At 35.7% G+C, this 13687-nt stretch carries 13 protein-coding genes; all 13 read right to left on the bottom strand.

The annotated features are described in order from the left end of the window. Window positions 1-27: 27 nt before the first annotated feature. The gene (gene sigG / locus CWO92_RS02695; RefSeq protein ID WP_101352628.1) at window positions 28-804 is read right to left on the bottom strand and encodes an RNA polymerase sporulation sigma factor SigG; all 777 of its coding nucleotides are present in this window, start codon (window positions 802-804) and stop codon (window positions 28-30) included. Window positions 805-1006: 202 nt separating this feature from the next. Then, a complete protein-coding gene (sigE, locus tag CWO92_RS02690; RefSeq protein WP_101352627.1) occupies window positions 1007-1726 on the bottom strand; it encodes an RNA polymerase sporulation sigma factor SigE in 720 nt (239 codons plus the stop codon). 68 nt (window positions 1727-1794) lie between these two features. Then, window positions 1795-2727, bottom strand: a complete 933-nt coding sequence (gene spoIIGA, locus CWO92_RS02685) for a sigma-E processing peptidase SpoIIGA (protein WP_321207751.1) — start codon at window positions 2725-2727, stop codon at window positions 1795-1797. A 229-nt stretch (window positions 2728-2956) separates the two neighbouring features. Further along, window positions 2957-4090 carry a cell division protein FtsZ gene (ftsZ, locus tag CWO92_RS02680; protein WP_101352625.1) on the bottom strand — a complete coding sequence of 378 codons (1134 nt, stop codon included), beginning with the start codon at window positions 4088-4090 and terminating at the stop codon, window positions 2957-2959. Window positions 4091-4374: 284 nt separating this feature from the next. Next, a complete protein-coding gene (gene ftsA, locus CWO92_RS02675; RefSeq protein WP_101352624.1) occupies window positions 4375-5658 on the bottom strand; it encodes a cell division protein FtsA in 1284 nt (427 codons plus the stop codon). Window positions 5659-5809: 151 nt separating this feature from the next. Beyond that, window positions 5810-6172, bottom strand: coding sequence for a small basic family protein (locus tag CWO92_RS02670; protein WP_101352623.1), 363 nt, complete (start codon window positions 6170-6172; stop codon window positions 5810-5812). Between the two features lie 74 nt (window positions 6173-6246). Beyond that, window positions 6247-6957, bottom strand: coding sequence for a DUF881 domain-containing protein (locus tag CWO92_RS02665; RefSeq protein ID WP_101352622.1), 711 nt, complete (start codon window positions 6955-6957; stop codon window positions 6247-6249). Between the two features lie 20 nt (window positions 6958-6977). Then, complete coding sequence (locus tag CWO92_RS02660; RefSeq protein ID WP_101352621.1) at window positions 6978-7688, bottom strand: DUF881 domain-containing protein; 711 nt, start codon at window positions 7686-7688, stop codon at window positions 6978-6980. Further along, window positions 7663-8445 (bottom strand): cell division protein FtsQ/DivIB, encoded by a 783-nt coding sequence (locus CWO92_RS02655; protein WP_101352620.1) that lies wholly within the window; start codon window positions 8443-8445, stop codon window positions 7663-7665. Before CWO92_RS02655 ends, CWO92_RS02660 begins: the two co-directional genes overlap by 26 nt. Window positions 8446-8713: 268 nt before the next feature. Further along, on the bottom strand, window positions 8714-9811 hold the full coding sequence (gene murG / locus CWO92_RS02650; RefSeq protein WP_101352619.1) for an undecaprenyldiphospho-muramoylpentapeptide beta-N-acetylglucosaminyltransferase: 1098 nt from the start codon (window positions 9809-9811) through the stop codon (window positions 8714-8716). A 309-nt stretch (window positions 9812-10120) separates the two neighbouring features. Then, on the bottom strand, window positions 10121-11221 hold the full coding sequence (gene spoVE / locus CWO92_RS02645; RefSeq protein WP_101352618.1) for a stage V sporulation protein E: 1101 nt from the start codon (window positions 11219-11221) through the stop codon (window positions 10121-10123). Window positions 11222-11354: 133 nt separating this feature from the next. Beyond that, window positions 11355-12710 (bottom strand): UDP-N-acetylmuramoyl-L-alanine--D-glutamate ligase, encoded by a 1356-nt coding sequence (murD, locus tag CWO92_RS02640; RefSeq protein WP_101352617.1) that lies wholly within the window; start codon window positions 12708-12710, stop codon window positions 11355-11357. After that, window positions 12711-13685: a phospho-N-acetylmuramoyl-pentapeptide-transferase gene (gene mraY, locus CWO92_RS02635; protein WP_101352616.1), complete on the bottom strand. Its 975-nt coding sequence runs from the start codon at window positions 13683-13685 to the stop codon at window positions 12711-12713. Window positions 13686-13687: the final 2 nt, after the last annotated feature.

Below are 13687 nucleotides of genomic sequence, written 5' to 3'. Positions count from 1 at the left end.
CAGTTAATCAAGGTGAAAATTCACTTTTTATTGAATATTTTTATTCATAGACTTAATGGCAGCTTTTTCTAACCGTGAAACCTGTGCTTGAGAAATACCAATTTCTTCTGCCACTTCCATTTGTGTTTTCCCTTGAAAGAATCGTTTACGAATAATTAATTTCTCACGGTCGTTTAATCTTCTCATACCTTCTTGCAATGCTATTTCTTCAATCCAATTACTATCCCGATTCCTTTCGTCACTTAATTGATCCATTACAAAGATAGGATCACCGCCATCATTATAAATCGGTTCGAATAAAGAAACTGGATCTTGAATAGCATCTAGAGCAAATACAATTTCTTCATGGGGCACTTCTAACACTCTTGCAATTTCTTCTGCAGTTGGTTCCTTAGATGTTTCACTAATTAGCCTCTCCCGTACCTGAAGAGCTTTATAGGCAATATCACGGAGCGAACGCGAAACGCGGATTGGGTTATTATCCCGCAAGTACCGGCGTATTTCTCCAATAATCATTGGAACTGCATAAGTAGAGAATCTCACATTTTGACTTAAATCAAAATTATCAATGGATTTCATAAGTCCGATGCAGCCAACCTGAAACAGGTCGTCCACATATTCGCCGCGATTGTTAAACCGTTGGATTACACTCAATACGAGTCGTAAATTTCCATTAACTAGCTTTTCTCTAGCCTGCATATCACCGGCATGCATTTGTTTAAGTAATTCTCTCATTTCCTCATTCTTCAAAACAGGAAGCTTTGATGTATCAACACCGCATATTTCTACTTTATTTCGCTTCAAGTCATTTCCCTCCTTACAGGAGCTGCTGTACAAAAATAAGTATCTCCGTAGGTGGGAAATTTATGCACTATAAGAATGGTGAAATCTTCCACAGATTAGCCAAAAATGGTTGATTTTTATAGATTTTCCTGACCGAAAAAAATTTTTATTTAGGCTTTAATGATTAACTATCTTATAATTACAAAACCGTAAAGGAGGAAGATTAAACCATTTTATTAAATTCTTTACGAAGTCTTTTAATGATTCTCTTCTCCAGTCGAGAAATATAGGATTGGGATATTCCCAACATATCAGCTACATCCTTTTGTGTTTTCTCTTCACCGCCTTGCAATCCAAAGCGAAGCTCCATAATTTGTTTTTCCCGATCTGTAAGTTGGTGGAGGGCATTAAATAAAAGATTTTTATCGACATTTGCTTCCAAATCCTTTGTGATGATATCTTCTTCCGTCCCTAAAACATCAGATAACAATAATTCATTTCCATCCCAGTCGATATTCAACGGTTCATCAAAAGAGACCTCTGATCTGATTTTATTATTTCTTCTTAGATACATGAGAATTTCATTTTCAATACATCTTGATGCATAAGTAGCTAATTTGATTTTTTTCTCCGGATTAAATGTATTCACAGCCTTTATTAAACCGATAGTACCAATGCTGATTAAATCCTCAATATTGATTCCAGTATTTTCAAATTTTCGTGCTATATAAACGACTAGTCTTAAGTTACGCTCTATTAATAAAGATCGTGCCGCTTTATCACCGCTAGGAAGCTTTTTTAGAAGTAGCTCCTCTTCATCTTTTGTTAACGGTGGTGGAAGCGCCTCACTTCCTCCTATGTAATATATTTCATCTGTCTTTAGGCCAAGTTTGATTAATAACTTATACCACATATAGGACAATTTAATTTTTAGATTTTTCATTGGATGTCCTCCTTCTAAAATGAATGATTCGAGAGTATAGTAATAATAAAAATATTGGTATTTTAAAATTAAGAAGCATTCTGTATTGGGATACCAGTTAACATTTTTGGATGAACGATGCATTGGAAGACGTCATCACTAGATAATTTTTGGTTTGTAAATGAAATCAGTGATTTTTGTACATTCCAACTGCCTTCTTCATTTTGAATATGAAGGGTGTCCGGTTTATAGGCAACAAGTAGCTGATTGTTTTTCCCCACTGCTTTAGCTGGGATTAGACGAATTTTATCGTACCATTCAGAATCCAATTGAATAGAGCCATCCATTAGCCTTTCATGATTTTCGGATAACTCGATAATCTGTGCTGGTAATTTCTCGAGTAAACTTTGGGTGGATACTATCATGACTGGAGCTTTTGATATTGGGTCATGCAATTGATTACCACTATCAATAAGTCCAGGCAATATAATATGTACACCATTTATATTTATCTCCACTTTAACAATTTGATCGTATTGGATTTTGGTCACTTCAAAGGTGTCAATCCTTTGCTTTGCAAAATACCAGGCAATCGGCAGTCCAAAAATAACGAACATCCAACTTATTGGATCACCAAATCCTCGAATACTTGCAAGCGCTACTGCATTATTCATTTCTAAATCAAAATTGAGGAAATAATGGATACCAATCAACATGCCACCTGTTAAGAAAGTCATAAAGTAAAAAGTTAATAAGTTGGAGAAATAATATTTCAAACGTTTAAAGCCAAATACGGAATAAACCATTATTATTGAGAATCCAAGCTTAACAAGAGGTTTTCCAGCATAATGAGCTAATGGTGTAATACTCAATATAATAAGGATGGAGCCGATAAGTCCTCCAATTAATATTTTCCAGATAGTTACATGACGTTTTAAAATGATGGCTGTCAGCCAAAGGAGCATGCTATCTACTAACAAATTCAGTAGCCATACTACATCCATGTAAACGACCAATAACATATCCCCCCTTATATAATCACGTAAAACTATAATAACGACAGTATATCGTACATCCCTATTAAAAGTGTGTCATTTCTTGTAAGTGAAAAAGAAGAACTTTTCGAAGTTTCATTCGAATTTTGTCAGTATCGAGTTGGGGTTAATGGTGAAGTGAAGGAGCTATAATATTATATAGAATGAAAAGAACCAGATGATTGACTCATCTGGTTCTTTTCATTCTATATAATATTTATCTGCGATTTCTATTACGTAAGAACGTTGGAATATCAAGCGTATCCTCAACATGTTGAGTTGTATTACGTACAGGTTCTTGCTGCACTTCTTCCCGCTTTGGTTCACGTTTAAAGGATTGGCTTGGAGCTGGTTTAACTTGTCCAAATCCTTGGCGCTGTGGCTTAATTTGAGGTGCTTCCTCATTAAACCCAGTAGCGATAACTGTTACTACAATTTCGTCTTTTAGATCTTCGTTAATGACAGATCCAAAAATCATGTTCACTTCTTGATCAGATGCCGAAGCCACAATATCTGCTGCCTCTTGCACTTCGTATAGACTTAAATTCACTCCTCCTGTGATGTTCATTAATACCCCTTGAGCACCATCAATGGATTTTTCAAGAAGCGGAGAGGAAATAGCCTTTTTAGCAGCTTCAGCGGCTCTATTCTCACCTGTTGCAACACCAATTCCCATTAGTGCAGAACCTTTATTAGTCATGATCGTTTTCACATCAGCAAAGTCGAGATTGATGAGTCCTGGTGTAGCAATTAAATCTGAGATACCTTGAACACCTTGACGTAAAACATTATCAGCCTCGCGGAACGCTTCCAACATAGGAGTGCTTTTGTCCACAATTTCCAATAAACGATCATTTGGAATAACAATTAAAGTATCAACTGCTTCCTTCATTGCCGTGATACCGCCTGTAGCCTGTGTTGAACGTTTACGTCCTTCAAATGAAAATGGACGAGTTACAACACCAACTGTCAATGCACCAAGATCCTTTGCAATTTGTGCAATCACAGGTGCTGCACCAGTACCAGTCCCACCGCCCATTCCAGCAGTCACGAATACCATATCGGCACCCCTTAGTGCCTCTTCAATTTGCTCTTTGCTTTCTTCTGCTGCTTTCTTGCCTACTTCAGGATTCGCACCGGCACCTAATCCTCTCGTAAGCTTTGCACCAATTTGCATTCTTAATTCTGCTTTAGACAGATTCAATGCCTGTGCGTCAGTGTTTACTGCAATAAATTCTACACCCTGTACATCATTTTCAATCATTCGGTTTACAGCATTATTTCCGCCGCCACCTACGCCAATTACTTTTATCGTTGCTAAAGAATCTAAATTCGTATCGAACTCCAACATGACAAATCCTCCTAACTCGTCGATATTCCACAAGACACAATTTTTACTATAAAATCCATAATAAGAATGAAAGAGTAGAAGAAAAAAGCAACGTCTCTCATACTTATTACAATGGTTAATCTTCTTTTTACTCAAGGCATTTTCTTATGTATTGTTGTTTTTGTTTTAAATCCTAGTTAAGCTCTGCTTCAGAGTTTCTTTTCTTCAAAAGATACCAGTCTACAGATTGGGGAAGAAGTTAAAGGATTTTCATTTACAAAACAACAAAGTGTAAGTAAAGAACCTTACTCAAAGAAGTATCCAAAGAATTTCTTCATCTTTGCGGAAATTTTCTCTTCTTGTTGCTTTTCCGTTTTTGGTTTTGGCTGTGTTTTCTTCACAGGTCTCTTTTCTATATGTTCCATTTGTACAGGTGCTGCACTTACATTTCGACCCTGTAATCTAGCATTTCGATATGCATATTTAATTAATCCTATTGCTGTAGTATATTGAGGTTCACGAACCCCAATATAATCCGGAATTGCTATTCGAACACGATTTTGAAAGACCGATTGGGCAAGTTCTAATACACCTGGTATATTTGCTGTTCCGCCAGTCAAGACAATACCTCCTGGCAGATCATAGATATTCATACGCTTTAACTCTTGTAATACAAAATCAAAGACTTCTTCCATTCTTGCTTCTATGATATCAGCGATTTCCATTTGATTAAATTGTTGGTGTTGGTCACTACCAATTATTGGAACACTGAACACTTCATCCTCTGATGCATCATTTCGAAAAGCATGCCCATGTTTTACTTTAATCTTTTCAGCATCTTCTGTAGAAGTCCTTAAAACAATCGATAAATCCTTTGTAATATGATCGCCGCCAATAGGTATGACACTAGTACTTCTAATATTTCCATTTTCAAATACCGCTAGGGTAGTAGAACCTCCGCCGATATCTACTAAAATAGCTCCTAAATTTAATTCATCCTTTGACAGGCAAACTGCTCCTGCTGCCAATGGCTGCAATACTATTTCAGTAATATTCAAACCTGCTCGTTCTACACATCTAAGAGTATTATGTAAGCTAGTCTTTGAGCCTGTAACAATCGTACCCTCCATCTCCAACCGAACACCTATCATACCGCGAGGGTCATTTATCTCATCCAAGCCATCTACTATAAATTGTTTTGGAATTACATTAATGATTTCCCTCTCTGGTGCGATTGAAATTACCTGAGCTGCATCCATAACTCTAGCCACGTCTTCATCAGATATCTCACGATTTTCACTAGCAACCGCTACTACACCATGACTTGGCTGCAGCATAACATGGTTGGCAGCAATACCGACAATAACATGGTCGATATTCATTCCTATCATTCTCTCTGCTTGTTCTACTGCCTTTTTAATCGAATGAACTGTTTCATCTATATCGACAATGGATCCTTTGCGAATTCCTTCAGACTTTACATTGCCTACACCGATGATATTTAATGAATCATTAACCATTTCGCCAATTATTACTTTAACGGTGGACGTACCGATGTCTAGACTTACATATATTTCATTGTTGTTCATACACTGGCACCTCCCTTTGCCTAAAAAGTAGTTCTCTTTATCAAATCTAGGAAATCACAAAAACTATTTATTATATTTACTATTTTATCATCTATTAGTATATATACTATACAAATATTCGTCGTAAGTGAATATTTCCCTTTTAAATTGTTTAATTTTTTTTAGTTTTTTCACTTTTCGCAGACCATTTTGCTAAAATGATTCTTCTAATAACTGCAATATTTTGAAATAGACGGACACCAAAGGCAAAAACTGCAGCCAAATATAAGTCTACACCAAGATGGACACCTAGAAAAGCTAAACTTGCAGCTAATATTATATTAAAAAAGAATCCTGAAACAAATACTTTAGAATCGTATATATTCTGTAATAAAGCTCTAATACCACCAAATAAAGTATCTAATCCAGCTAAAATAGCAATTGAAAGGTAGTTTGCGTATTCATCAGGTATTTGAATATTCGACAATAATCCTAAGGAAATACCTATAATTAACCCAAGAACTGGCAGCCACATGTTTACAACTCCTTTTTATTATTCAAGACCTCCTATAACGAGCTGCACACCCAAAATAAGAAATTACCCTAACACTATTTTGCTAATTGCAAATCACGAATTTTAATTGAATTTTCGTAGGCCGGAACATGTATGACTTTCTTTGGTTTTGATAGGCTTACTTTAAGATTATCGACAAAAAATTCATCAATTGTAGAAGAAAATTGCATTTGATTATATAATTTTTCTGCCGAATGATAATCTTGGGTAATAAGTTTCAATTCTACAGGAAATCGGTTTAAGGAATGACCATTTACTTTTGTAACTCCATTAATATCCCGTATGACAGTAGTATTGATGATTCTTTCGCTATTTACAGAAATATCCTTAGCACCATACATATTTAATTCATTCATTAATTTCTTAAGAAGGTCTGGAGAAACAGTGGAAACTTTCTCTCCCATTAATTCTGCTTCTGTAACAGGAACAATGGAAATCACCACACCGGGACCAGTAACTTCCGTTTCGCCTGCTTCAGTCTTTAATTCTTGCAAGGTTTCTTTTAAGGCAGTTTCTTTGCTGTCTTTTATTTTAGTTTGATATTTTTCCAGCTTTTCTTCATTCGATCTTATTTCATTTAATAGTGTCGAGTGGAGTTTTTGTTCTTTTATTAATGCATCTCTAAGCTCCCATATATCCCGTGTATCTCTATTCTTTGGTGTTTTTATGGTTTGAAATTGAATCGCCAACATAAAACCAATAATAATCGTGATTACAGTAAAACTAATTTTCACTTTATGGTTCACAGCCTTTTCACCATACCTGTCTAAGATTCACCTAAGATAGGATCCATCATTATGTTATCGTTTCTCTCCATTGAAAACAAAATATTGTCATTCACAAGCTGATCTTTAATACCACCTGTAATAGTTAAGGCTGCTGTCAATACATTTGGATCTCCTATTGCTGATATTTTAAAAGGGGCTGGAAATTGAATACCATCCACAGTAATAACAGGACCATTGCAAATAATATAAGAATCATGTTTGATTCTCTGACCATTAATGGCAACCGCAGATGCACCAGCTATATATAGTTCATTGATCACTTTGAAAACTTGATAATCATGCACCAGATAGTTATGGATATTTTCATTATTTGGATCGTATTCCCCATCTTGAAGCGTTACAATTACACCTTTACCTTTTACCTTTACTTTTCCTAGGTACATTCTATATTTTTCAGCATCCTCTGCTAAATGAAAAAAAGATTTCTCCTCTTTCGATAAATCTTTTTCCATCGCACGCACTTTATTTTGCTTTGAAAATAGCTCCTCTTGTAATGCTCTATTTTCTTTTTGCTGTTGAATTAATTCATTACGTAATTCATTCTCTCTTGCAAACTGGGGATCTGATATTTTGGTACTTACTGGTTGCTTCTTATTTGCCAAATTATAAGAGAAAGCGAGCATGAATCCTAATACAAGCATGACAAGTGTAAGGATGATATTCTTACCCTTCGCTGTCTTGGTTCTCATCCTTCTGCTCCCCTTTCGATTTAAAAGGTGTAAAATAAGACCCTACTTCAAGATCAATAATCCCTTTTACATTAGGAGTCAGTTGACTAATAATAGAAGGGTAGTGAACCATCTTATCAGCGAGTGTCCTCATGGTAGCAGATACTTCATAACCATCATTCATAAATAAAAGAATATGATAAGAATCTGTTTTATTCGGATCGTAATGAATTTCAGAAATGGAATTTGTAATTTCTGAAGGCAATTGCTGAAGTTGCTCAGCCATATGCTTTAGATATTTTCCTTTTTGGAAATTTGTTAATATAGGGCCATTTAAAGCCTTTATACTGTTATTTCGAAGAACAACACCGTTTTCCAGAACAGGGGAAAAGCTTGTCCCAGTTGCTAAGGTTGCAATTTGCTTATACTCCTTAATTTCAATATTAACTTTATTTGGCAGATTTTTTTTTATGGTAACCGATTTTATTTGAGATAACTGTAATAGCTTTTTTTCAATATCCTCATTTTTCATATTCCATATATTTGTTTGTGAGGATATACCACTTTTCTCGATAATTTCCTTTTTAATTAAGGATAAGTTACCTTTAACACTTATTTTTCCAACATGGCTTAAGGGTGATTGGAAGTAGATTACACATATAATGAGTAAAAAGAATACAGATATCAGTAAAACTAACCTGCGATTGGTCTTCCTTTTTCTCTGTTCCTTTAATTTTGGGATGCGATCCTCCAAAGATACTACTTTTCCTTGTCCCATTACACTATCCCCCCTCCCTTTGAAAAGCATATCTCTTTGTCGAATTATTATGTAAAGTTTTTTACTTATAGGTACTGCACACATATCGAAAAGCGTACCTGGCGGGGCTTCTTCCCAAAGCATAAGATGCGATTTCTTTGAAGCCCCTTGCTATTTCCATAGTCCGAGTGTCGATGTCCATGCACTCAATAATTACCATTATTTTATAATAGTATATTACAAGTGGAAAGAGCGAATTTGCATCCAAGTTTATCCTTTTTTAGGAAACTTAATTTTTGTTTGCAAGCTCATTCATTACTTTAAATAATCTATTTGACGCATCTGGAATGCCTAGTTTTTTTGCAGCGTTTTTCATTTTGATTCGATTATCTGAATCCAACAGTATGTCATCTATCGATTGCAAAAGTTTTGGTCCGGATAATTCATTCTCCAATACAAGTGTTGCAGCACCGTTATTTGTAAGGGATCTGGCGTTCTTTTCCTGATGATTATTCGTTACATAAGGACTTGGAATCAGTATACTAGGAAGTCCCAATGCCGTTAGCTCAGCCAATGTCGTTGCTCCCGCTCTAGAAACAACTAAATCAACTGCCCTGAGCACTTCCGGCATGTCATGGATAAATGGGACAACTGAAATATTGTCTGGTCTGCCCACTAATGTAACTTCCTTTTCCACTTCATTATAATGAACGTCTCCAGTAACATACAGAACTTGATAAGATTTCTGCGAAAAATGGGCAAGATTTCTTATTACAGCTTCATTAATCGGCCTTGCACCTCTGCTTCCTCCAACTATCAAAACAGTGGATTTATTAGGCTGTAAATGGTACTTTTTAAGAATTTCAGGATTATTTTCACCCAGTACTTCTGAAGCGCGTGGATTACCTGTTAGTACAACTTTTTGTTTTGGAAATAATTCACCTGCTTCCTCAAAACATATGGCAACTTTATTTACATATTTGCTTAAAAATTTATTTGTCAGTCCGGGTACACTGTTTTGTTCATGAATAATGGTTGGTACCTTTTGTTTTGCTGCAGCATACACTACAGGACCGCAAACATATCCTCCAGTACCTATTACCACGTCTGGCTTAAAAGATTTTATTACTTTTTTACACTCACGAACACCCTTTAAAAAACGAGTAATGGTTTTGAAATTCTCCAATGATAAGGACCGTTTGAAACCTGTTATATGTATAGATTTAAATGGAATATTTTCTCTTGGTACGATTGTTGATTCTAAGCCTTTTTGCGTTCCAATATATAAAAATTCTGTATCAGGATGTTCTTTTTTTATTGTTCGAATCAGGGCAAGGGCAGGATATATATGGCCCCCTGTTCCACCGCCACTAATAATGATTTTCATTTTTCCACCTCATGTTGTATGACAATTTTACTATAGAGCGGTAATGTATCTTCATGTTGATTATTTTTACCGCTTAGACTATCATACTATATTCTAAACCAGATAACAGTAACAGTAAAAGAATATTTACAGGAATGATAAAGAACTGTATTAAAAGTAAAATTTGAAGACAGAATTATAGTTTCATACATGTCTAGCATTCATTTTTACAATATAAATGGATAATCGATAGCGAACATGAATAATGTCTCGGTTTCTATGAGTCAATATACTTAAGAATTCAAAAAAAAGAAACCCTTTAAAGGGCTTCTAAATTCGAGAATATCTGCTGATATTCAATAGTACGCCTACAGCAAATAGCATTAAGGTTAAGGATGACCCTCCATAGCTTAAAAATGGAAGAGTAATCCCAGTAACAGGCATTAACCCTGTTACTACCCCGATATTAATCATGACCTGTATAGCTATCATCGAAATAATCCCCACTGCAAGAAAGCTTCCATAAAGATCAGGAGCACCGAGCGCAATTCGGATACCTCTCCAAAGCAATAGAGCAAATAATAACAATACTAAGGTGCCCCCAATAAATCCAAGTTCTTCAGCTAATATTGCAAAAATAAAGTCTGTCTGTGGCTCTGGTAAATAGAAGAACTTTTGACGGCTTTGCCCTAAGCCCAATCCAAATAATCCGCCAGGTCCTATAGCATATAAGGATTGAATAATTTGAAATCCCGTCCCCAATGGGTCCTTCCATGGATCCATAAAGGATGTAATCCGATCCATTCGATATGGCGCAGATAAGATTAAAGCGACAAAACCAGCTACTCCCATTAATCCTAATACCACAAAATGAGCAATCCGTGCTCCTGAGATAAAGATCATAATTATACAAGTCCCTAACATTACCGTGCCCGTTCCAAGATCAGGCTGTAACATTATCATTCCAAAAGCAAGAAATACAAGTGCAAGTGATGGTGCCAAACCTTTTTTTATGGTAGTAATATATTTTTGGTTTTCAGAAAGAAATTTTGCTAAAAAAGCTATCATGGCAAGTTTTATAAATTCCGATGGCTGGATAGAGAATGCCCCTACGCCTATCCAACTCCTAGAACCATTTCTTTCCATTCCGATTCCTGGAATCAAAACAAGTACTAACAAAGCAAAACAAACAATTAAAAGAAGCTTCGCCCAATTTCTCCATGTCCAATAATCGACATTCATGATAAAAAGCATACCAATAACACCGACACCGGCAAATAATAGCTGCCTCTTCGCAAAATAAAAGGAATCGTCAAATTTATAGTTGGCCCAAATCGCACTTGCACTATATACCATAATTAAGCCGATTGCTAAAAGCGATAATGTCACAATAATGAGGATAAGATCAGGATTTGATTTTTTTAACGGCAACTTTAACACCTCGGGCAGTGAAATATTAGAGCTTTTTAGGTTTAATAGAAACCATTAACCGAGCTTCATTTATACACTGAAGGTGCTGATCTTGCTGTAAGTACATAATAGCTCATTAATTTTGTACAAGCTCTTATACTAACTTATGCACGGCATCAATAAAAATATCACCCCGAATTTCAAAACTTTTATATTGATCCCAACTTGCACAAGCAGGCGATAGTAATACGACATCACCCGGACTGGATAATTGATATGCCACAGGTACTGCCTTTTCAACATTATCGACACGTATGATAGATTCTATTCCCGCTGCGTGACCTGCTTCTTCTATTTTTCCAGCAGTTTGTCCGAAGGTAATCAGTGCTTTTACATTTTTTAAATATGGGACTAGCTCATCAAAGCTGTTGCCGCGATCAAGACCTCCAGCAAGCAAAATGACAGGCTGATGAAAAGCATTTAATGCACTTCTGGCAGCTAAAATATTCGTAGCCTTTGAGTCATTATAAAATTTCCGTCCTTCAATCTCCATGACAAATTGAGTGCGATGCTTAACACCTTTAAAGGTTGTTAATACTTTCCGAATAGCTTCATTGGATGCTCCCATTAACTTAGCCGCAGCAACTGCAGATAAAATATTTTCTAAGTTATGTGAACCAGGAAGCACAATTTCACTTTGTTGGATGATAGTTTCACCAAGAAATACTATCTCTCCATTATGTAAGCTGCATCCTTCCTTAATATATCTGGTTGTTGAAAACGGAATGATTCTAGCCTGTGAAAAGGACACTAAATCCATAAGTTCACTTTGATCATCATTTACGATTAAATAATCATGCTTAGTTTGGTTTTTAGTAATATTGGCTTTGGCCTTAGCATATTCTTCTTTTGTTCCATGATAGTCTAAATGGGCTTCATATATATTTGTAATGATGGCAATATGCGGTCTGAATTCTTTTATCCCCATTAATTGAAAAGAAGATAATTCCACAACCATCTGATTGTTTTCCGTAGCTTTTTGGGCAACTTCAGATGCAACAGTACCAATATTTCCGGCAATTAAAGGAGCTTTATTTTCGTCTGCATTTAATATTTCATAAATTAATGTTGTGGTAGTTGTCTTCCCATTGGTACCTGTAATGGCAACAATCTCTGCCTCTGAAATTTTATAAGCTAATTCTACCTCCGTAATCACAGGAATCCCGCGCTCAAGCGCTCTGGAAACAAGAGGATTACTATATGGAATCCCCGGATTTTTTACAATTAATTCAAAGCCTTCATCTATAAGTTCAATTGGATGGCTTCCGCAAATAACCTTAATACCTTCCTGAAGCAACCCTTGAGCTTCAGGATTTTTTTCTAACGGTTCCTTGTCATTAACGGTAACAAAAGCACCTAATTTATGTAGAAGGGAAGCTGCACTGACCCCGCTTTTCGCTAGCCCTAATACAAGTATTTTTTTATGCTGATAATCTTTAATATTTTTCAATTACAACCACACCTCAATATAAATTCCTAATATAGCGCATAATAACCCTACAGACCAAAATGTTACAACCACTCGCCATTCAGACCATCCGACAAGCTCATAATGATGGTGCAACGGGCTCATTTTGAAAATTCGTTTCCCAGTCGTTTTAAAAGATATTACCTGTAAAATAACTGATAAGGTTTCCATTACAAATACAAAACCAATAATAATCAGCAATATTTCAAGCTTTGTTAGGATGGCAACAGTCGCCAAAGCTCCCCCTAATGCTAAGGAACCGGTATCACCCATAAATACCTTTGCAGGATGTGCGTTAAAGACCAAAAATCCCAACAGGGCACCTACTACCGCTACAGAAAATACAGCAATATCATACTGTGATTGATGCCATGCTATGATTGCCATAGCTCCAAAAGCAATGGCTGCTGTTCCAGAAACTAAACCATCTAATCCATCTGTTAAATTAACTGCATTTGAGAAGCCTACCAACCAGAAAATAATCATAATGAGATAGAACCAACCAAGATCAACGGAGGTATGTACAAATGGAATCGAAATATCTGTCGGGATATGAGATTTTTTTAAAATAATATAAAATATAACCGATATGATAATTTGACCTAATAACTTTTGCTTGGACGTTAACCCAAGATTCCGCTTTAATACCACTTTAATAAAATCATCTAAAAAACCTAAAATCCCAAATCCTATAGTAACAAGTAATAGTAAATACGTTTTAACCGAAGGCTCTGAGTATTTTCCTGTCATTACTAAAGTAGTTACTAATATAGAAAGTAAAATGACAATTCCACCCATTGTCGGGGTACCAGTTTTCTTTTGATGGGATTTAGGACCTTCCTCACGTATACTCTGCCCGAATTTAAGCCTTCTTAAAAAGGGAATAAAAATAGGCGAAAGTAAGGCTGTGATAAGAAATCCCATTAAAATTGTAAAGAAAATAACTTGCGACATCATTT

It is taken from the genome of Heyndrickxia camelliae, assembly GCF_002844575.1.
Classification (GTDB): Bacteria; Bacillota; Bacilli; order Bacillales; family Bacillaceae_C; genus Margalitia; species Margalitia camelliae.
This window is presented reverse-complemented; position numbering and strand designations above follow the sequence as displayed.